Below are 18,581 nucleotides of genomic sequence, written 5' to 3'. Positions count from 1 at the left end.
GGTGCGGTCAGCCCTTGAGGCCGCTGCTGGTGATTCCTTCGACGATGTACCGCTGGGCGATGAGGAACATCGCCACCAGCGGGGCGATGGTCACCACGGCGCCGGCGAACAGGCCGGGCAGGTTGACGGTCTGGGCGGTGAGGAAGGTGGAGAGGGCGATCTGGGCCGTCCAGGCCGACGGGTCCTGCCCGATGACCAGCGGCCAGAGGAAGGCGTTCCAGCTGTCGATGAAGGCCAGCGCCCCGAGCGAGGCGAGCAGCGGGCCGCTGCTCGGCAGCGCGAGCCGGCGGTAGAGGCCCAGCCAGCCGAGGCCGTCCAGGCGGCCGGCCTCCTCGATCTCGGTGGGGAGCCCGAGGTAGAAGTTGCGGAACAGCAGGACGGCGAAGGGGTTGAAGAGGCCCGGCGCGATCACGCCCCAGAGCGTGTTGACCCCGCCGAGCGAGCCGACCACCACGAAGGTGGGCACGAAGGTGACCGAGCCGGGGATCATCAGGGTGGCCACCACCAGTCCGAGCAGCAGGCCGCGCCCGGGCACCGGGATCCGGGCGAAGGCGTAGCCGGCGGCCGAGGCGAGCAGGGTGGAGACCGGGGCGGTGATCCCGGCGATCAGCAGGGAGTTGGCGAGCGATCGGCCCAGGTGCAGGGTGGGGTCCGTGAACAGCGCGGCGAAGTTGCCCCAGCGCAGGTGGGCGGGCCACCAGACCCAGTGCGGCGAGGTCAGGGCGGTGGAGTCCATCAGCGCGTTGCGCAGCATCAGGTAGAAGGGTGCCAGGAAGAGGGCCGTCAGCAGGCCCACCGACACACCGCGCAGGCCGGGCCGCAGCGCGCGCCCGAGCCGGCTGGGAGCCGTGGCCCGGCTCACCTCGCGGCCTTGCCGAAGCCGGTGACCCGGCCCTGGATCAGCGTCGCGCCCACGATCAGCCCGGTGAGCAGGAAGGCGCCGGCCGAGCCGAGGCCGTAGTTCTGGGCGCCCATCGCGGTGGAGTAGAGGTACACCAGCGGGGTCTGCACGGGGGCGGCGGCGGTGCCGGAGAGGCCGCTGTCGAAGAGGTTGTAGAACTCGTCGAACGCCTGGAAGGCGGCGATGAGTTGGAGCATCAGCACGGCCACCGAGGTGCCGCGCAGCATCGGCAGGGTGATCCGGCGCAGCAGCCGCAGCCCGCCGGCGCCGTCCAGCGCGGCGGCCTCGTACAGCTCCCGGGGGATCTGCTGCAGGCCGGCCAGGAAGAGCACCAGGTAGAAGCCGACTTGCAGCCAGAGCCGGAGGGTGATCAGCACGATCCAGTACAGCGGCGGCGAGGTGGTCTGGAGCCAGGGCACGGCCGCCATCTTGAACCAGCCGCCGAGGGTGTTGGCGATGCCCGCCGGCAGGCCGTTGAACAGGCACATCTTCCAGAGCAGCGAGGCCGCCACGTAGGAGACGGCGGTGGGCACCAGGAAGGCGGTGCGCACCACCGCCCGGCCCCGGCGCACCCGGTGCACCAGCAGGGCCAGGCCGAGCGAGGCCGCGAAGGTGACCGGGACGACCACGGCGGTGAACAGCAGGATCTGGCCCAGCGAGCGGCGGAAGGCCGGATCGGCCAGCAGCTGGCGGTAGTTGGCCAGGCCGACCCAGTGGCCGAGCGCGATCGAGCCGTGCGCGTCGCTGAGGCTGAGCAGGAAGCTCCAGCCGATCGCCAGGTACTTGAACAGGCCCAGGCCGAGCAGCATCGGGGCGGTCAGCAGGGCGAACGCCGACCAGGTGCGGAGGTCGGCGCGCTTTCGAACGGCGGGTGCGGCCGTCGGGCCCGTCCCGACCGTAGGGGCGGCGGTCATCGGGCCCGCTGCTGGTCCACGTCGGCCTGGGCCTGGGCGGCGGCGGCCGTCAGCAGTGCGGCCGGATCGCCCTGGCCGGCGAGGATCTTCGCGGCGGCGGCGTTGAAGGCGGTGGCCACGGCGGTGTCCCAGGTGTTCGGGTTGGACTTGCCGTACTTCCCGGCGAGCCGGACCGCCTCCTGAGCGGCGCCCCGGGTGAGCTTCTCGGCGCCGGCGGCGACCGAGCCGCGCGGCGGCAGGTGCAGTCCGTAGCTCTGCGACCAGTCCTGCTGCAGACCGGTCTGCTCGATCCACAGCCAGCGCACGAACTGCTTGGCCGCGTCCACGTGCCTGCCCTTGGCGTTGACGCAGCTGGTCCAGCCGCCGACCCGCAGCACCGGGCTGCCGCCGGGCTTGAACGCGGGCCAGGGCAGCACGCCGAAGTCGTCACCGAGCGCGGTCTGGATGGCTGGCATGGCCCAGAGGCCGCACCACTGCATCGGGGCCAGGCCCTGGGTGAGCGCGGACGGGTCCCACCAGTCGGTGGTGAAGCCGAGCAGCAGCGAGCGGTCGTCGTGCAGCCGCCTGAGCCCGGCCACCGCCGCCACGGCCTGCGGGGAGGCGAAGGCCACCGTGCCGTCGGTGACCAGGTCGCCGCCGTTGGAGCGGACGGCGAGCAGCGCGCTGTCGCCGAGGCCGTCGTTGCCGAGGAACAGGCCCTTGGCGTTCTTGCCGCTGAGCGCTTTGGCCGTGGTGGCCAGCTCGTCGAAGGTGGTGGGCGGGGTGAGGCCGGCCTTGGCGAGGGTGCTCCTGCGGTAGTAGAGCATCATCACGTCGTCGAGCGTCTTGATGCCGTAGAGCCTGCCGTCCACCGTCACGTAGTCGAGGTCGCCCCGGTTGAAGTCGGCCTTCTCGCTGCCGTACACGTCGTCCAGGGCGGCGATCTGGCCGCGCCGGGCCAGGCCCTCGTTGAAGTCGCCGATCTCGAACACGTCGGGGGCGGCGGCGGTGAGCAGGGTGGAGTTGAGCTTGGTGGTGTAGTCCCCGGGCACCCAGGTGACCTTCACCGCGATGTCCGGGTGGGCCTTGGTGAAGCCCTCCGCGTAGCGGGTGGCGGCCTGCTGGGTGCCGGCCTCGCCGTAGGCGTGGAACCAGACGTTCAGGGTGGCCTTCGCGCCACCGGTGGGGTCGGTACTGCAGGCGACGGCGGAGCCGGCGACGAACAGGAGCGAGCCGGCGAGGAATCCGCGTCGGCTAAGCTCCGGGCTGCGAGCACTCATGTCACGTCCTTGCGGGTGGGTGGGGTGTGTCGTCCGCCCGGTCGGTGTCCGCCGTCTTCGCTGCCAGGCTTGGGGCGGTGGACACCGACCGGGAAGTCTCGGTGGCTACGGGAAGAGCGCCTGGATGCCCAGCACGGCGGCGCCCCGGGCCCACTCCTCCCAGGGGAGCGGGCGCAGGGTCAGCGGGCACGCGGCGGCGGCCTTGAAGCAGTGCGCGGCGTACGCCTCCCGGATGTGCACGCCGAACAGGTCGTAGGTGTCGAGCCCTTCGCCGGTGACCACCACCCGCTCGGGGCCGAGCAGGTTGACCAGGGTGGCGATCCCGGTGCCGATCGCCTGCCCGGCCCGGGCGAAGGCCGCGCGGGCGGCGGGCTCCCCGGCCCGGGCGAGCAGCACGGCGCCGTCGAAGTCCAACTCCGGGTCGCCGCCGGCCCGGCGGACGGCGTCCCGGATCGCGTCGCTGGAGGCGATCGCCTCCACGCAGCCGGTCTGGCCGCAGTGACAGCGCGGGCCGGCCGGGTCGATGCTCAGGTGGCCCATCTCGCCGGCCACCCCGTAGGCCCCGGAGACCAGTTGGCCGCCCACGACCAGCCCGGAGCCGATGCCCGCACCGATGGTGACCAGCGCGAAGTACTCGGTGCCGATGCCCTCGCCGAACCAGTGCTCGGCCACCGTGAGCGCCTTGACGTCGTTCTCCACGGTGACGCTCAGGCCGGTGGCCCGGGCCACCGTCTCGGCCACCGGCACGTCCTGCCAGCCGGGCAGCACCGAGTACCGCACCCGGCCGGCCGGGCGGTCCACGTCGCCGGAGACGGCGATGCCGAGGTGGCGGGTGCGTTCCCGGAACTCCGGTGCACTGCCGAGGAGTTCGTCCACCAGCTCGTGCAGCAGCGCGCAGACGGCGGCCGGCCCCCGGTCCGCGCCGAGCCGCCGCTCGGCGGTGGCCCGGACCCCGGCGCGCAGGTCGCAGACCGTGCCGTACAGCGCCTCGGCGCTGATCTTCACACCGGCGAAGTACTCACGATCGGCCGTCACCGCAAGCGGGTTGACGGGCCGTCCGGCGCCCGGGGCGGTGCGCTCCGGCGGGAGTTCGTGCAGGTAGCCGTCCTCGATCAGCGGGCGGGCGGCCTTGGTGACGGCGGTGGAGGAGAGCCCGGCCCGGCGGGCCAACTCGACCCGGCTGAGCGGGCCTTCGGCGAGCAGGAGGGCGAGGACGGCGGTCTCGGCCGGTGCGGAGACCAGTGGCTGCGCATGGTTCGGAAACACGGCTGCAAGCTACCGGCAAATAAATAACTTCGTCCAGTATTGATTTGCCCGCTCAACTCGCCCTACTCTCGGGTCACTTCCGTGCCGGCCCCTCGCCGCCGTGACCGCCGCTCCGTTCGTGCCCGCGACCCCGGGAGCCCCATCCGTGCCCGCCGCCGTCCCGTTCGCCGCCGTCCCTTCTGACGCTGTCCCCATCGACGCCGTATCCTTCGACGCCGTCTCCTTCGATCCCGAGCGCGGGATCGCCACCCTGCGTATGCCGCACAGCCTGTACGCGCTCCGCCTCGACCCCGACGGCAGCCCCCGCCACCTGTACTGGGGGCCGCCGGGGGTCGATCCGGCCGCCCTGCCGCACCCCCGCTCGCCCGCGGCGAGCAGCTTCGAGGGCGAGGCCGCCGCCGACGAACTCGCCCCGCAGACCGGCGCCCGGTACGGCCCGGCCGGGCTCCAGGTCCGGTTCGGCGACGGCACCAGCGGCGCCCAGTGGCGGTTCGCCGGCCACCGGATCGAGGGCCTGGAGCTGCGGCTGCACCTGACGGACCGTCACTACCCGCTGGCCGCCGAGCTCTGCTACCGGATCCACCCGGACAGCGAGGTGATCGAGCGCTGGACCGAACTCGCCCACACCGGCGGCCCCGAGGACTCGCCGATCACCGTCACCCGGCTCGACTCGGCCGCCTGGACGGTGCCCCGGCTGGCCGACTACCGGCTCAGCCACCTGGTCGGCGGCTGGAACAGCGAGTTCCAACTCCGCCGCGACCGCCTGCCGGTGGCCGAGACCACGCTGACCAGCCGGCGCGGCCTGACCAGTCACCACGCCCAACCCTGGCTGGCCCTCGACGAGGGCGGGGCGAGCGAGGAGCAGGGCGAGGTCTGGAGCACCGCGCTGGCCTGGAGCGGGAGTTGGCGGATCACCGTGCACCGCGACCCGGTCGGCCGCACCACCTGGACCGGTGGCTTCGGCCACGAGGGCCTCGGCTGGTCGCTCCGGCCCGGCGAGACGCTGCGCACCCCCGTCTTCGCCGGTCTGTACACCCGGGACGGCTTCGGCGGGGCCAGCCGCGCCTGGCACGCCCACCTGCGCGCGCACGTCCTCCCCGAGCCCGAGCGGGACCGGCCGGTGCTCTACAACTCCTGGGAGGCCACCGGGTTCTCGGTCGACCTGCCCGGTCAGCTGGCGCTCGCCCGGCTCGCCGCCCGGGTCGGCGCCGAGCTCTTCGTGCTGGACGACGGCTGGTTCGGTGCCCGCGCCGACGACCGGGCCGGGCTCGGCGACTGGCATCCGCGCCCCGCCGCCTTCCCGGCCGGGCTGCGGCCGCTGGCGGATGAAGTCCACGCGCTGGGAATGGAGTTCGGGCTCTGGGTGGAGCCGGAGATGGTCAACCGCGACAGTGACCTCTTCCGCGCCCACCCCGACTGGGTGCTGCATGCCCCGACCCGGACGGCCACCGAGCTGCGCCACCAACTGGTGCTCGACCTGGCCCGCCCCGAGGTGGCCCACCGGGTGCACGCCACCCTCGACCGGCTGGTCACCGAGTACGCCGTCGACTGGCTCAAGTGGGACGACAACCGCCCGTTCACCGAGGCCGGTCGAGCCGGCCACCCGGATCCGGACCGGCTCTGGATCGACCACGTGCGGGCCGTCCACACGATCATGGACCGGCTCCGCGCCGACCACCCCGGCCTGCGGATCGAGGCCTGCGCGGGCGGTGGCGGCCGGGCCGACCTGGCCGTGCTCGCCCGCACCGATCAGGTCTGGATCTCCGACAACACCGACCCGGTCGACCGGCTCGCCATCCAGCACGGCTACAGCCAGCTCCACCCCGCCCAGACCATGGCCGCCTGGGTCACCGACAGCCCCAACGGCGCCACCGGCCGGGCCACCCCGCTGCGGTTCCGGTTCCACTCGGCGATGGCCGGCGCCCTCGGGCTCGGCGGCGACCTCTCCCGCTGGACGGAGGCCGAACTGGCCGAGGCCGCCGAGCTGGTCGCCCGCTACAAGGAGATCCGCCCGCTGGTCCAACTCGGCCACCAGCACCGGCTCACCCTGGACGAGGCCACCACCGCCGTCCACTACGCCGCCCCCGACGGCACCGCCCACGCCGTCCTGGTCCGCCGCCCCACCACCCGCTTCGGCCACCCGCCCGCCCCGCTGCGGCTGCCCGCCCTCGACCCCACCGCCCACTACCGCGACCTCGACACCGGAGAGATCCACGTCGGCGCCCTCCTCACCGGCCCGGGCCTCCCGCTCGACCTCCCGCCCGGCGACCACGCCAGCCGCCTGCTCCGCCTGAGCCGGGTGGACCGACCGGAAGGACCCGGGCCCGTCCGGGCTCAGGGCGCCGGTGGTGCGTCCCAGCTGTAGAGGTCGGGCATGTTGTGCCGCCCGCCGTCGTTCTGGTTCTTGATCGTCGCACCGGCGGTGTACGAGCTGCCGTCCTGGAACACCACCGTGCAGCGCAGGTGGGCGGAGTCGCCGCGGGTGGTGTCGTGCACGTGCGGCGTGCAGGCCACCGAGGCGACCGGCCGGTGGTCCACGTCGGTGAGGTGGGTCTTCATCGCGTTCTGCAGCGCCACGTACGCGTCGGTGTTGGGTCCGCAGTCGGCCACCCCGCCGGCGACCAGCCCCATCAGCACCACGAGCCCCGCTCTTCGCCGGTACACGCTCATCGCCAGGACTCCTGCTCGGTCGGAAGAAGCCCCGAGCGTACCGGCCTGCGGTCGCGGCCTGTGGCGTCGGCCCGGCGCGTGGCCTCAGCCGACCCTGCGGGCGACGGAACCCCGGGTCTCCGGGTTCCAGGCCACGATCCGCCGGGGGCGGACGCGGATCACCTCCCGGCCAAGCCCGTATGGCCGTTAGCCCTGCGGATCCGAACCGGGATTCATGCAGATCACCCAGGACTGCAGGCAGTCGGCGTTGCACGGCTGCCAGGCGTAATAGTTGTCCATGAGCGGGGCGCAGCTGTCCTCGCAGAGGTCGTAGTCGTGCTCGCACCTGTTGATCAGGTCGAGCTGCTCCTGGGTGAACATCGGCGCGATGCGGTCGGCGGGCGCGGTGCGGGGCGGGCCGGGTGACCGGTAGGGGACGGCGGTGGGGTGGACGGCCGGCTCGGTGTGGAATCCGGGGATGGTCATGGTGGGTCCTCCCGTCTCGGCCCGGTCGGGTAAGGGCCCGGCGGTCCGACGGTGTGTCCGCGGTGGGCCGGCACCCTCTCCTTCCAGGTTAGGACGGTCGGCCCGCCGAGGTGCGCGGACGGCGGTGCGGACGGAGCCTGGAAGTGTGGGACGTCGTGGGTGCGCGCTCGTGCAGCGGGTCCCGGTCTCCGGAACGGCATCGGCGTGCGAGTTCCCTCCTGCCCACACCAGGTGAGGAGTATCCGAGATGGCGACCGGTGAGCAGCGAGAGCACCGCGAACAGGCCTCCGGGCGCACGCCGCGGCGGGTCCGGCTGCCGGGTTTCGTCACGGACCAGGAGATCGGGCTCGGCGACGCCGTCAAGCGGGTCACCGCGACGCTGGGCATCCGGCCCTGCGGTGGCTGCGAGCGCCGCGCCGCCGCGCTGAACCGCCGGCTGGTCGTGTCCGGTGGGCCGAGCCGTCGGCAGCGGTACTGACCTCCGAGGAGGCAGCGATGGAAGAGGACCAGGACCTCCAGGGGCCGGTGCCGCCCCGCGCCACGGGCGCGGTGGGGCCGACGGCAGTCGAGCCGAAGGGCATCGAACCGCCAGCGGCCGGCGGGCAGTTAGCGTCGGATCCGGTCTACGGCGGAGCCTGGGCGGATCCACCCGGCCGCCTCGAACCCGCCTCCGCCCCCGTCGCCCCGGCCTGCGGGTGCGGTGGCCCGGGCGGAGGGCAACCCGCCGCAGCAGCGGAACAACCCGCCTTCGTCTACGCGATCGGCCAGATCGACTTCCGTTTCCCGAGCCTGGGGGTCGAGAAGGAGCTGGCGCAGGCCGTCGGCCGGTTGGAGACCTCGGGGCTGAGCGACCGGCAGACCGTGCACTCGGTCATCTCCCAGCCCGAGAACCGGTACCTTGCACGGCAGTTGTGTTACGTGCTGAACATCCAGGGCCTTGACACCTATCTGCTGCGCCCCCGCGATCCGGCCGACTTCGCGCTGCTGGTGGACGCCGTCCGGCCCGACCCGCGGCCGACGGACCTGGACGTGGTGATCGGCCTGCGCGGGCCGTTGGCGCCGCCCTCGTTCTGCAACGGCCTGACGCTCCCGGTGGTCTTCTTCGACCAGCTCTACTCCTTCGACAGCACGGAGTTGATCGGCGCGATTGAGCGGCCCGAACAGATCCCGGCCGACCGGTTCGAGGCCGCCTCCCATGAACTCCTCGGCCGGATCCTGAACTTGGGCGACAATGCCGGCGACACCGACGAGCACCGCGCGGTCAACTACCTGGCCGTCCGGTACCAGGGGATCTACCACAAGACCGTGGAGGCGTTCGCGGGCAACTCCGCGCTCAGCGCGGTCGAGGTCCTCGACTCGAGACTCAGTGGCGCCCGCCGGATCCTCGACGTGGTGCTCTCCTACACGCACCGCCAGCGCGACGTCACGGAGAAGTTCGCCGTGCGATTGGACTGCACCGAGGAGTTTCCCTTCGTGGTGCGGAAGTTGGCGGCCTACTACGACCGCTGAGCGGAGCCGGGACGGGCGGGGAGGAGCACTCCCGCCCAGGGCTCGATGGGCCTGCGGGCCCGTACCGAGACGAGGTGTGTACCGATGAGGATGCCAGGATTCACCGCCGAGGCGGCGGTCTACCGGAGCCGGGGGCACTACCGCGCGGGACTCTCCCGGGGCGGGCGGGCGCGGGCGGAGGCCTTGGTACCGTCCGCGAGGTCGGGTAGGGACCCGTGGCCGGCGGTCGACCCGGCCTGCGTCCCCGAGTGTCGGGTGTCCTGCTCCTCCCTCTGCCTGGGGGCGCCGTTCGGCCGGAAGTGTCACGACTGCCTGAAGGACTGCTATGCGACCTGCCCGGACCTGACCTTGTGAGGCCGCTCGACCTGGTTGGGCTCGCACCGCTGATGGCGCGCAGTGCCGGTCGGCCGGAGGTCGCCGTCGGGTTGCTCGACGGCTTGGTGGCGGTCGGACAACCCGCCTTCGCGGGGCGGCGGTTACGCGTCCTGCCCGGCCGACCGGGCGCCGCGGCCGACGGGGCCGGCGCCGGGGCCGTCTGCGCGAGCGCGGGTGACGGACCCTGCGTGCACGGCAGCTTCATCGCTGGTGTGCTGAGCGCCGACCGCGCCTCGCCGTCACCGGGCATCTGCCCCGACTGCACCCTGCTGATCCGTCCGATCTTCACCGGCCACCGCGCCGATCCGGTCGCCGCGTCGGCCGGGTCGGCAGGCCCGGCCGGGGCGGCGGGGTCGGCAGGTCGGCCCATCCCGCTGAGCGCTCCGGCGGAGGAGTTGGCCGCCGCCGTGGTGCAGGCCGTCGAGGCCGGCGCCAGGGTGCTCAACCTGAGTGTGGCGCCCGAGCGGCCGTCCAGCAGCGGGCATCGCGAGCTGACGGCCGCTCTCGACCACGCAGCGGCGCGCGGGGTGCTCACCGTCGTCGCGGCCGGCAACCAGGGCCGACTGGGCGGTTCCGCGCTGACCCGGCACCCCTGGACCATCCCGGTCGTCGGATACGACGACCGGCGCCGCCCGATGGGCCTGTCCAACCTCGGCGGCTCGATCGGCACCCGCGGCCTCGGCGCACCGGGACGGGCCGTGGTGGAGCTCGACCCGGGCGAGCGCCCAATGGTGCTCTCGGGCACCAGCGTGGCCGTCCCGTACGTGGTCGGCACCCTCGCCCTGCTGCTCTCCTGCTTCCCCCGGGCCACCCCGGCCGAGGTCCGCGCGGCCGTGTTGCACGGCACCGCCCGCGCATCCGCACGGCGCTCGGTGGTGCCGCCCCTGCTGGACGCCTGGTCCGCGTACGAGCGCCTGCGGGGCTGACGGATCCGGGGGAGCGGCTGTCAGCGGTGTTCGGGGTTCTCGAAGTCGAAGCGGCAGCCGGCGTCCCACTCCGAGCGCTGGTTGCCGTACGCGGGGATGCCGCCGGACTGCTTGAGCAGCTTCGCCAGGTGCATCAGGTTCCAGGTCATGAAGGTGGTGTTGCGGTTGGTGAAGTCGTTCTCCGGGCCGCCCGAGCCCGGGTCGAGGTAGGAGGGGCCGGGGCCCGCCTCGCCGACCCAGGCGGCGTCGGCCTGCGGCGGGATGGTGTAGCCGAGGTGCTGGAGGCTGTAGAGCACGTTCATCGCGCAGTGCTTGGCGCCGTCCTCGTTGCCGGTGATCAGGCAGCCGCCGACCCGGCCGTAGTAGGCGTACTGGCCGTGCTCGTTGAGGATCGAGGAGCAGGCGTAGAGCCGCTCGATCACCTGCTTCATCACCGAGGAGTTGTCACCGAGCCAGACCGGGCCGGTGAGGATCAGGATGTCGGCGGCCATCACCCGGGAGTAGAGCACCGGCCACTCGTCGGTCTCCCAGCCGTGCTCGGTCATGTCCGGCCAGACGCCGGTCGCGAGGTTGAGGTCGACCGCGCGGACCACCTCGACGCCGACGCCCTGGCGCTCCATGATGCCCCGGCTGATGTCGATCAGCCCCTGGGTGTGGCTGCGCTCGGGCGAGCGCTTGAGCGTGCAGTTGATCACCATCGCGTTCAGCCCGTCGAACCGTGGCACACCCTGTCCGTCCGTCACCGCACCGATCTCCTTCCGGGATGAGGATGAGAGAGGCCAGTGCAGCACCCCGGCCGCCGCCGGGCCAGCACCCTCCGCCGTCCGGCGGCGAGTTGCGGCGGTGAGGGGTCAGGCGGGGCCGGGGTGGCCCTGGTGGATGAAGGCGGCCCAGTGGGGGAGCCGGTCGAGGTCGGGGCGGTCCAGTTCGCGGAGCAGCTCGCCGCGGAGGCAGCCCGGGTTCTGCCGCTGCGGGTCGAGCATCCAGAGCTGGGCGGCCCGCAGGGCGTCCACCGGGCTGAGGCGGTCGACGTTGAGGTGGTGGTGGAACACCGCCATCAGCAGGGCCGAGGCGCCGTCGGTGGTGGACCAGCGGGAGCCGACCACGTCCCGGGCGCCGGCCGTGATGAACCCCGTGGTGAGGGTGAGCGCCTCGTCGTGGTCGCGGGTGGAGAGGTCGGTCTGGCAGGCGCTCAGGACCACCAACGGCCCGTCCGGGCCGGGGTGTCGGGCCTGCTGGGACTCGATCAGGCGGGTGACGGTGAGCTGCGCGGGAGTGTGCTCCGGGGCGAGCAGGTGGAGGGCGGAGGCGGTGGGGCTGGTGCCCGCCGAGCCGTGGGTGGCGACGTGCAGCACCGAGACGCCCTCGGCGAGGTGGTCGAGGACGGCCTCCGGGGTGCTCGGCGTCAGCTCCTCCGGGCTCAACTCCCAGAAAGCACCGCCCAGTCGGGCCGTCGGGTAGAAGGAGTCCCGCAGGGCCAGCACCTCGATCTCGGCGTACAGCAGGCTCTGGGTCGGGTCGGCCAGCAGGACCGGTGCCGCCGCCGGCGGCCGGGGGGTGCGCCGCAGCGTGCGCAGCAGCTGGCTGCCCGAGGCGGCGTAGCTGATCACGGCCCGCTGGCAGAGGTACGGCCGGGGCCCGCCGTCGGCGCGCCGGGCGGCGTGCCAGGGCACGATCCCGAGCCGCCCGCACGGGACCAGGACGATCCGCAACGGCCTTCCGTCGGGCGCCAGTTCCCGGCCCAGTTGGTCGAGCACCGGGCCGACCACGGTGGCGGCCCAGTCGCAGAGCGCGGTGAGCGCCTCCTCCCAGGCCCGCCGCAGCGCCGGATCCGCCGCGCCGGGCACCGCGCCGCCGCCCGGTGCGGTGCCCGCCGCGTCGTACGCGGCGGCGGCGTCCAGGTAGCGTTCGAGCGGGGCGCTCTGGGCCTCGCCGAGCTGCTCCTGGGCGGCGGCCCCGGCGCCGAGCGCTGGGGCGACCGCGAGCACCACGCCGGGGGCGACGGCGTCGCCGGGGATCAGGTAGAGCAGGGCGTCGGTGTCGCTGTCGGCCAGCGCGTCGGAGAGTTCGGCCAGGGTGGGGGCGGTCAGCAGGCCGTCCGCCCGCCGGTAACCGAGCGCCTCCAGGGCCTGGCGGCGCAGGGTGCTGGGTAGTTCGGCGGGGACGCTTTCGGCATCGGTGCTCTCGGCATCGGTGCTTTCGGTGGCGCTGCTGTCGGTGGGTGCGTGGTCGGTGGGTGCGTCGTCGGTGGGGGTGCCGGCGGTCGCGGTCCGCCAGGCCGTGGCCAGGGTGTGGTGGCCGTCCCGGTCGAGGAGTTCGGGGACGGCGGCCGAGGTGGAGGCGGCGTGCAGCACCAGTGCGCGGCCCGACTCCAGTGCGGCCACGGCCTCGTGGAGCCGGCCCTGGGAGACGGCCCAGAGCGCGGCCGTCACGCCCCGGCTGGCGCCCGTACGGGCGGCGGTGAGCCCGTGCTCGGCGCCGGCCTGGAGGAGGACGTCGGCGGCGAGCGCGGTGAGTGCCTCCTTGGCGGCCTCCAGCGCGGTGAGATCCCGGACGTCGTCGTCGGCGACCGAGCGCGCCCGGTACGCCTCGGCCAGGTACCAGAGCACCTCGGTGGCGATCCGGGGCGCCTGGCCCGCCCGGACGGCGGCCCGGAGCCGCTCCAGTTCGACGATCATCCGGTCCAGCAGCGCCCGGTCCCGGGTCTGCCCGTACCGGAGGCCCAGGGCGAGCGCGGCTTGGTACGCCTCCTCGGCCGGGGCGTGCGGGGGAGCGGGCTCCGGGTCCGGTGCGGGTTCCCGGTTCGAGCCGGCGGTCGAGGGCTGTTCGGCCAGCGCCTCGCGCAGCAGGCCGAGGTGGGGAAGGGCCGGCACGGGGATCTGCGTGCCGAACGGTGGGCCGGCCGCCCGGAGCGCGGCCGTGCCCTCCTCGAAGCCGGTCACCCCGGCCAGCAGCAGCGCGCGGTCGCGGGTGAGCAGGCCGAGCTTGGCCCGGGCCGCGCCGAGGGTCAGCAGGCCGAGGCCCCGGAAGAACCCCTCGCCGATCTCGGCCGCCAACTGCTCGGCCTCGGCCACCAGGGTGCGGGCGGTCTCGATGGCGGCCGGGGTGGCGACGGTCGGTTCGAGAGCGACGATGCGGTCGTAGATCCGCATCACCCGGGCCAGCACCATCGGGTCCCCGACCCCGGGCGGCAGCTTGCCCCGGATCGCGGCCAGACCCTCCTCGACGGCCGACAGGTGTCGGCGCGCGGCCTCGTGGTCCTGGCGCGAGCCGCCGGCCGCCGGGCTGAGGCCGAGCAGCAGGGCCCTGAGCGCCTCCAGGTGCCGCGTCGGGTCGAAGCCCGGGGGCGGCTGCTCCTGGACGGCCTGTAGGCGGGCGAGCAGGTCGTTGAGCGCCCGGTGGGGATCAGTGCCGTCCAGCGCTGAGTCGAGGCCGTGGGTGGCCGCATTGACGGCGTCCAGCCCGGTGGCGATCCGCCGCAGGTCCTCGAAGGACGGCAGGCCGGCCGGGCCGGCGGTGCCCGTCGGACCCGGGGAGGAAGGCGAGGAGGGGGAGGAAGGCGGTGGTGCGGCCGGGCCGGGGGTGCCGGGTGATCCGGGGGTGGTGAACAGGCGGCGCAGCTCGTCCGCGAAGGGGTCGCCGTGCGGCAGCAGGCCGTCGAACAGCTCGGCCACGCCCTGGGGCGTCGGCGCCTCGCTCACCTGCCGTAGCTTCCGCAGCTCGGCGAGTGCCTCGGCCGGCAGCGGCAGGTCGGCGGCCTCCGCGAGCAGCGCCTGCATCTCGCGGCCCGCGCTGAACATCCCGGCCGGGCCGACCCGTTGGATGAAGTCGAGCAGGGCCGAGAGGTCGGGCACGTCGCGGGCTCCCGGCTGGTCCTGCAGCGGGGAGACCAGGCCCGCCAGGGCCAGTGCGGCCCATTTGCGGTGCTCCGCAGGCGTCAGCGAGCCCAGGGTGGTATCAGCGTCGCGCACCTCGCGCAGCAGCGACTCCGCCCGGTCGCGGTCCGCCGCCGTGCCGCCGCCGGCCTGCTGCCGCATGGCCAGCGCGACGCCCAGCCAGGCGCTCGCCACCGCCAGCGCCTCCGGATCGTGGTCCAACAGCGGTACCAGCTGCTCGAGTTCGGAGATCGAGTCCTCGCACTCGCCGAGCGGCACCGGCCCGCCCCGCAGTACGGGGAACAGGCGTTTGGCCCGCCGCTCCGCGTCCGCGACCCAGGCCCGCAGCCCCCGGACGCCGCCGTCCTCCGTGCCGTCCACCGTCATCTTCCAGCTCCCCCGTCCGACTACCGCCACTATGCCGAGCGCCCCGCTCCGGCCGCAGCCCGATCCGGTCCGCGCCCGGTCGACGCCCGGAATCCGACCGGATCCCGACCGCCCGGGGCCGAACAGGCCTGTCCCCGGCCGCCGTTGTGAGTCCGGAGGCCGGGGACAGGGGTGGCTGCCGGGTCAGCGGCGGACGGTCGGCGGGCGGAGCCGCGGTTGGTCGGGGGCGGTGTAGCGGACCGGGCCGGTGGCGGACGGGGTGGTGCCGGAGCGGAGGGTGAGGCCGCCGGTCACGGTGTACATGCCCTCGTCGAAGGCCTGGCCGTTGGTCGGGGTCTTGCCGACGGCGAAGATCGCCACGGCCTTGCCGTTCACCACGGAGGCGGAGAGGTAGTCGCCGACCATGTTGCCCTGGGTGGTGTTGGCGAGCTGGGCGAGGGACATCGGGCCGGCCACCGTCTGGGCGGTGCTCCAGGTGGCGCCGCCGTTGGTGGAGGAGATGAAGCCCACCTCCAACTGGCAGGTCGTGGCCGTGCAGTTGGTGTTCGGGTAGAAGTAGTAGTAGAGGCCGAGTTTGGCGGTGGCGCCGGAGGTGGCGTGGTCGACGCCGAAGCCCGGGATGAAGTGGTCGACCGTGCTGGTGGTCGGGTCGATCGGCACCCGGGTCACCGCCGACCAGGTGGTGCCGTCGGTCGAGGTGGCGTAGACGATGTCGTTCGCCGGGCAGCCGGAGCGGAACCGGCAGTCCTGCCAGGAGACGTAGACCTTGCCGGCCGCGTCGATCTCGGCGGAGGGCAGGCCCTCGCCGTCACGCAGGCCGCCCGCCACGCCGTGCGAACTCACGCTCGACACCAGCACGGTGGCACCCCAGGAGGACCCGCCGTTGGTGGAGGTGAAGGAGCGGATCGAGGTGCCGTCTGTGGAGAACGGCACCACCACGGTGCCGTTCGGCTGCACCAGCGGCTGCCCGCCGAGCCCGGTGTTGGTGCCCGAGGGGCTGAGCGGGGCCGACCAGGTGGCGCCGCCGTCCCGCGAGGTGGACATGATCACGGTGTTGCCGGAGGAGGTGATGTCCACCTCCACGTAGCAATTGCCGTAGTACGGGCTGCCGGTGGAGTTGTCGCAGACGATCCACTCCTTGTCGTAGCCCTGCCCGTCGTTGCCGACCGCCAGCACCGGGTTCTGCCAGCTGAGGCCGTCGGCCGAGCGGCTGACGCTCACCCCCGCGCCGTTGGCGTTGGCGTCGATCACCAGGCCGGTGATCAGCCAGGTGCCGTACTTGGCCGAGTAGGCCACCGAGGGGTCGGAGACCCGGGCCCAACTGCCGCCGCCTTGCCAGGTGGTGATGCCCGGCAGCATGCCGTGCTGCCAGGTGGTGCCGCCGTCGGTGGAGGTGTTCCAGCTGATGTCCGAGCCGCCGCCGTCGGTGAACCGGCCGACCTGCGAGGAGCTGACCACGGTGTTGCCGTACGCGAAGGTGTCGGGCTCGACCTCGGTGGCGTGCTGGCTGGTGGAGTTGGTGAACGGGTCGCTGCTCACCTGCAGCAGGCTCGGGCCGGTGCCGTTGACGGTCAGGGTGAAGGCGGCGGTGTGGGTGGCCGAGGTGCCGGTGCCGGTCACCGTGATCGGGTAGCTGCCGGACGGGGTGCTCGCGGCGGTGGAGACGGTCAGCGTGCTGGAGCCGCCCGCCGTCACCGAGCTCGGGTTGAACGCGGCCGAGGCGCCCGTGGGCAGGCCGCTTGCCGAGAGGGAGATGCTCTGCGCGGCGCCGGCGGTGACGGCCGTGGAGACGGTGGTGGTGGCGGCCGAGCCGGCGTTGACAGTGGCCGAGGCCGGGCTGTCGGTGAGCGAGAAGTCGTTGGTGGCCGAGCCGGTGACCTGGACGTCGTCGTAGAGCGTGTAGGTCGCGTCGCCGGCGTAGTTGTCGTCCTTGCTGCTGAGGGTGAGCGTGTAGCCGTGGCCGGCGGTGAGCGCACTGGTCACCTGCTTCCAACCCGCCCCGTTGGTGCAGGTCTTGGGCAGCAGGGTGCTGGTGGTGTTGGCGGTGGTGTCCTTGAGCGTGGCGGTGGCCCAGTCGTAGGTCACGGTGTCCGGGCAGGTCACGGCGTACCAGAAGCCGAGCTGTGGGCTGCCGCTGGGGGCGGTGAAGGACTGGCTGATCGAGGAGGTGCCGTTGGTGGGCGAGGTGCTGCCCAGCATCGCCGCGTGGGTGCCGCCGTGGGCGCCGCTGGTGGTGACGGCGGTGGTGCCGGTGGCCGTCCAGCCGGTCAGGCTGCCGGTCTCGAAGTCACCGTTGGTGATGCTGCTCGCGGCGGTGGCCGGCGTGGTGGCCCAGGCGGCGCCGGCCAGGGCGAGCGAGGCGGAGGCGAGGGTGGCGATTAAGCGGCGCCAGCCGGGCTTGGTGCGGGGGGAGTTCATCCGGATCTCCTCGGTGGGGTGGAGCATCCTCCACTCGGACAGGGGTGCGCGCACCTGGGAAGTCTGGACTTGCACATGACATCGCACAAGATGTGCGACATGATTCGGAAGATCGGCTACTCGCCTATGGCGCAAGGGCGTTGAGGAGGCGGACGAGTGCGAAGGCGAGGTCGCCGGCGGCTGCCGAGGCCACGCCCAGCGCGGCGGCGGCCGGCCAGACGTGCGGCCAGTGGCTGACCGGGCGGGGCGCGCGGAGCGCGCCGACCCGGGCGGTGATCCGGTGCCGGAGGTAGGCGAGGGTGGCCGGCGGGCTCGGGACGCAGCCGGTGGTGGCCAGGGCGGCCCGGGCCAGCGCGCGGCCGGCGAGCTGACGGGAGCCCACGGCCTCGGCGGCGGTCTCGTCGGCCCAGCGTTCGAGACCGAAGGCGAGCTCCTCGCGCAGCCTGCCGAGCAGCGGGTTGACGGCTGCGGCGGCCTGGGCGAGCGCCGCGTAACGATGATGACGATGCGTCAGGTGAGCACGTTCATGGGCGAGGAGTGCTGCCCGTTCGGCGGCTGGCAGGGCGCGGAGCATGCCGGCGGTCACCACGATGCGGGCCGGGTGGCCGGGCAGCGCGAAGGCGTCGGGCCGCTCCTCGGGCAGCACCAGCAGGTCGCCGGCGGCCGGGGCGTGCCGGAGCCCGGCCAGGGCCTGGCCGTCCCGGTGGCGTCGCCAGGTGGTGAGGGCGAGCCGAACCGCCGCTGTGGCCAGTAGAGTTGCGGCGATCGGGCCGAGGCACCTGGGCACCGGGTCGGCGGCGGCGAACGCGGTCTCGTCGCCCTGGGGCGGGTGGGCGAGACCGGCCAGGGCGAGTGCGGCCAGCGCCCAGAGGGTGGCCAGGGTGCCGGCGGCGGCGAGGCAGGCGAGCGCGCGGACGGCTGCCGCCGGGGCCAGCCGGCGGGTGAGGCCGGGGCCGGTGGCGGCCAGGGCGGCGGGGGTGAGGAGCAGCAGGTAGACGGTGAAGTACATCGGTGCTGGCCTCCGCTCGGGGGTCGGCCGTGGCTCGCCGCCCCAACCTCGTGCGAGTGACGGGGTGTTGATCGTGAGTCCGGGCACGGGATATCTGGAGGGAGCCATCCGGCGGCGGAGCGTCGGTCAGCCCGTGCCGTCCGGCTCGCGGGCGTCGAGCAGGTCGCGCAGGGCCCGTTCGTCCTCGGGGTCGAGGCCGTCGACGAAGTGCTGGAGTACCGCCCGGCGGTCGGCTCCCCGGGTCAGGGTCTGGTTCATCCGGGAGGCCACCTCGTCGGCCGGCCCGCGCCTGGGGGCGTAGACGTGCGCCCGCCCGGCCCGCTCGCGGTCGGCGAGGCCCTTGGCGTGCAGCCGCCCCAGCACGGTGAGCACCGTCTTGTACGCGAGCCCCGGATCACCGAGCCCTTGGTGCACCTGGGCGGCCGTCATGGGTGCCCCGCCCGCCCAGAGCGCGGCCATCACCTCGGCCTCCAAGCCGCCGAAGTCCCGCCGCTGTCCCTGTCGTTGCCCGTCCACCGATCCGCCCTCCCGCGCTGCACCACTGCGAACCTACCCCGTCCGGCGGCCGGCCAAGACCGTTGGCCCGGGTGGGTGAGGGGGGATCGAA

General features: G+C 73.8%; 15 protein-coding genes. 4 read left to right on the top strand and 11 right to left on the bottom strand.

Translation table 11 applies throughout. The features are described from left to right. Positions 1-7 precede the first annotated feature (7 nt). From CFP65_RS04675 to CFP65_RS04660, 4 genes are all read right to left on the bottom strand, one after another. Positions 8-862, bottom strand: a complete 855-nt coding sequence (locus CFP65_RS04675; protein ID WP_254552231.1) for a carbohydrate ABC transporter permease — start codon at positions 860-862, stop codon at positions 8-10. Continuing rightward, positions 859-1,815: a carbohydrate ABC transporter permease gene (locus tag CFP65_RS04670; RefSeq protein WP_104814878.1), complete on the bottom strand. Its 957-nt coding sequence runs from the start codon at positions 1,813-1,815 to the stop codon at positions 859-861. Before CFP65_RS04670 ends, CFP65_RS04675 begins: the two co-directional genes overlap by 4 nt. Further along, a complete protein-coding gene (locus tag CFP65_RS04665) occupies positions 1,812-3,074 on the bottom strand; it encodes an ABC transporter substrate-binding protein (protein ID WP_104814877.1) in 1,263 nt (420 codons plus the stop codon). Before CFP65_RS04665 ends, CFP65_RS04670 begins: the two co-directional genes overlap by 4 nt. A gap of 105 nt (positions 3,075-3,179) precedes the next feature. Beyond that, positions 3,180-4,340 carry an ROK family transcriptional regulator gene (locus CFP65_RS04660; protein WP_104814876.1) on the bottom strand — a complete coding sequence of 387 codons (1,161 nt, stop codon included), beginning with the start codon at positions 4,338-4,340 and terminating at the stop codon, positions 3,180-3,182. Between the two features lie 145 nt (positions 4,341-4,485). Between CFP65_RS04660 and CFP65_RS04655 the strand changes: the two genes are divergently transcribed. After that, a complete protein-coding gene (locus CFP65_RS04655; protein WP_371682361.1) occupies positions 4,486-6,705 on the top strand; it encodes an alpha-galactosidase in 2,220 nt (739 codons plus the stop codon). Here the strand turns inward: CFP65_RS04655 and CFP65_RS04650 are convergent. Then, positions 6,675-7,010, bottom strand: coding sequence for a hypothetical protein (locus CFP65_RS04650; protein WP_104814875.1), 336 nt, complete (start codon positions 7,008-7,010; stop codon positions 6,675-6,677). The two genes, CFP65_RS04655 and CFP65_RS04650, sit on opposite strands and share 31 nt — an antisense overlap. Before the next feature lie 186 nt (positions 7,011-7,196). Further along, complete coding sequence (locus CFP65_RS04645) at positions 7,197-7,475, bottom strand: hypothetical protein (protein WP_104814874.1); 279 nt, start codon at positions 7,473-7,475, stop codon at positions 7,197-7,199. 247 nt (positions 7,476-7,722) lie between these two features. On the opposite strand from CFP65_RS04645, the gene CFP65_RS04640 reads away from it, so the two are divergent. The 3 genes from CFP65_RS04640 to CFP65_RS04625 all read left to right on the top strand — a co-directional run bounded on the left by CFP65_RS04640 (position 7,723) and on the right by CFP65_RS04625 (position 10,285). Then, the gene (locus CFP65_RS04640; RefSeq protein WP_104814873.1) at positions 7,723-7,953 is read left to right on the top strand and encodes a hypothetical protein; all 231 of its coding nucleotides are present in this window, start codon (positions 7,723-7,725) and stop codon (positions 7,951-7,953) included. Positions 7,954-7,970: 17 nt separating this feature from the next. Next, positions 7,971-8,984, top strand: a complete 1,014-nt coding sequence (locus CFP65_RS04635) for a hypothetical protein (RefSeq protein ID WP_217368139.1) — start codon at positions 7,971-7,973, stop codon at positions 8,982-8,984. A 386-nt stretch (positions 8,985-9,370) separates the two neighbouring features. Then, on the top strand, positions 9,371-10,285 hold the full coding sequence (locus tag CFP65_RS04625) for a S8 family serine peptidase (RefSeq protein WP_104820653.1): 915 nt from the start codon (positions 9,371-9,373) through the stop codon (positions 10,283-10,285). A gap of 20 nt (positions 10,286-10,305) precedes the next feature. On the opposite strand, the gene CFP65_RS04620 is transcribed toward CFP65_RS04625, so the two are convergent. The 5 genes from CFP65_RS04620 to CFP65_RS04600 all read right to left on the bottom strand — a co-directional run bounded on the left by CFP65_RS04620 (position 10,306) and on the right by CFP65_RS04600 (position 18,490). Next, a complete protein-coding gene (locus CFP65_RS04620; RefSeq protein ID WP_168219666.1) occupies positions 10,306-10,983 on the bottom strand; it encodes a flavodoxin family protein in 678 nt (225 codons plus the stop codon). Positions 10,984-11,136: 153 nt separating this feature from the next. Further along, positions 11,137-14,547 carry a CHAT domain-containing protein gene (locus CFP65_RS42005; protein ID WP_104814870.1) on the bottom strand — a complete coding sequence of 1,137 codons (3,411 nt, stop codon included), beginning with the start codon at positions 14,545-14,547 and terminating at the stop codon, positions 11,137-11,139. A 183-nt stretch (positions 14,548-14,730) separates the two neighbouring features. Next, the gene (locus CFP65_RS40515; RefSeq protein WP_254552230.1) at positions 14,731-17,019 is read right to left on the bottom strand and encodes a sialidase family protein; all 2,289 of its coding nucleotides are present in this window, start codon (positions 17,017-17,019) and stop codon (positions 14,731-14,733) included. Positions 17,020-17,089: 70 nt separating this feature from the next. Continuing rightward, on the bottom strand, positions 17,090-17,974 hold the full coding sequence (locus CFP65_RS04605) for a M56 family metallopeptidase (RefSeq protein WP_254552229.1): 885 nt from the start codon (positions 17,972-17,974) through the stop codon (positions 17,090-17,092). Between the two features lie 126 nt (positions 17,975-18,100). Next, positions 18,101-18,490, bottom strand: a complete 390-nt coding sequence (locus CFP65_RS04600) for a BlaI/MecI/CopY family transcriptional regulator (protein WP_254552228.1) — start codon at positions 18,488-18,490, stop codon at positions 18,101-18,103. Positions 18,491-18,581 lie beyond the last annotated feature (91 nt).

This window comes from Kitasatospora sp. MMS16-BH015, from assembly GCF_002943525.1.
Lineage (GTDB): Bacteria > Actinomycetota > Actinomycetes > Streptomycetales > Streptomycetaceae > Kitasatospora.
The sequence above is the reverse complement of the archived record's forward strand: the minus strand, read 5'-3'. Positions and strand labels throughout refer to the sequence as shown.